At 69.6% G+C, this 1,436-nt stretch carries 1 protein-coding gene; it reads left to right on the forward strand.

All coding sequences use genetic code 11. The annotated features are described in order from the left end of the window. The first annotated feature begins 42 nt into the window (after positions 1 to 42). Positions 43 to 1,266, forward strand: coding sequence for an IS4 family transposase (locus ACIQIB_RS39485; protein ID WP_400764310.1), 1,224 nt, complete (start codon positions 43 to 45; stop codon positions 1,264 to 1,266). Positions 1,267 to 1,436: the final 170 nt, after the last annotated feature.

Raw genomic sequence — 1,436 nt, forward strand, 5'->3', positions numbered from 1 at the left:
CAATGCCGGTGACTTTGTGGTCGGTGTCTCGTTGGTTGTGGTGTGGCGAGGGTGGGGCAGGTCAAGTCGCCTGCGGATGAGCGGATATCGGACCGGATCGCGATCGGGGTGCTGACCCAGGCGTTTCCGCCGGGGCTGGTCGATGAGGTGATCGCCGAGACCGGGCGGGTCGAGAAGCGCAGTCGCCTGCTGCCGGCGCGGGTGGTCGTGTACTTCGTGCTGGCGATGTGCCTGTTCTTCGGGCAGGGCTATGAGGAGGTCGCCCGGCTGCTGGGTGAGGGGCTTGGGGACGGGCGGCGGTCGTGGCGGGTGCCGACGACCGCCGCGATCGGCCGGGCCCGCCGTCGGCTGGGGGTCGAGCCGCTGAAGGCGTTGTTCGCGCGGGTCTGCCATCCGGTGGCCGTGCCCGAGACGGCGGGCGCCTGGTACCGGCGCTGGCACCTGGTCGCCGTGGACGGCACCACGTTGGACCTGGCGGACACCGAGGCCAACGACGCACACTTCGGCCGCCCGGGCACAGGACGCGGCATCGGCGCGTTCCCGCAGGCCAGGGTGGTCGGACTGGCCGAATGCGGCACGCACGCCGTGTTCGGCGCGGTGGTCGGTCCGCTGTCGGCCGGCGAGCAGGTGCTGTCGCGTCGGCTGTTCACTCACCTGCGGGAGGGCATGCTGCTGCTGGCCGACCGGGGCTTCTACGGCTTCGAGCTGTGGCAGGCCGCCCGGGCGAGCGGCGCGGACCTGTTGTGGCGAGTGCGCGGCAACGCCGCTCTGCCGGTGATGCGGGTCCTGGAAGACGGCTCCTACCTCAGCACCGTCCACGCCGAACCGGACCGAAGGAGCCGCCGCAACCCGGTGACCGTGCGGGTCGTCGAGTACACCCTGGCCCGCACCGGCGACCAGGTCGTCTACCGGCTGGTCACCACCATCCTCGACCCCGAACAGGCACCTGCCCACGAGCTGGCCGCCCTCTACGCCCAGCGCTGGGAGATCGAGACCACACTGGACGAGATCAAGACCCACCAGCGCGGGCCCAAACTCGTCCTGCGCTCGAAGTACCCGTGGGGTGTGGAGCAGGAGATCTACGGGCTCCTCCTGGTCCACCACGCCATCCGGCAGCTGATGCACCAGGCCGCCCTGCAAGAAGGCCTGGACCCCGACCGTCTGTCTTTCACCCGCAGCCTGCGGGTCGTACGCCGCCAGGTCCCCGCCCAGGCGGCGCTTTCCCCCCGGCAGACTCATCCGTGCACTGACCCGCACCCTCGCTGAGATCAGCGAACGCCTCCTACCCGAACGGCGTCAACGATCCTGCCCCCGCGTCATCAAACGCAAAATGTCCAACTGGCCCCTCAAACGCGCCCAACACCGCAACTGGCCACCACCCCAACCAGCCACCGTCACGATCACCAAGCGAGACACGAATTAAGTCACCGGCATTG

Source organism: Kitasatospora sp. NPDC092286, from assembly GCF_044755565.1.
In the GTDB taxonomy this organism is placed as follows: Bacteria; Actinomycetota; Actinomycetes; order Streptomycetales; family Streptomycetaceae; genus Kitasatospora.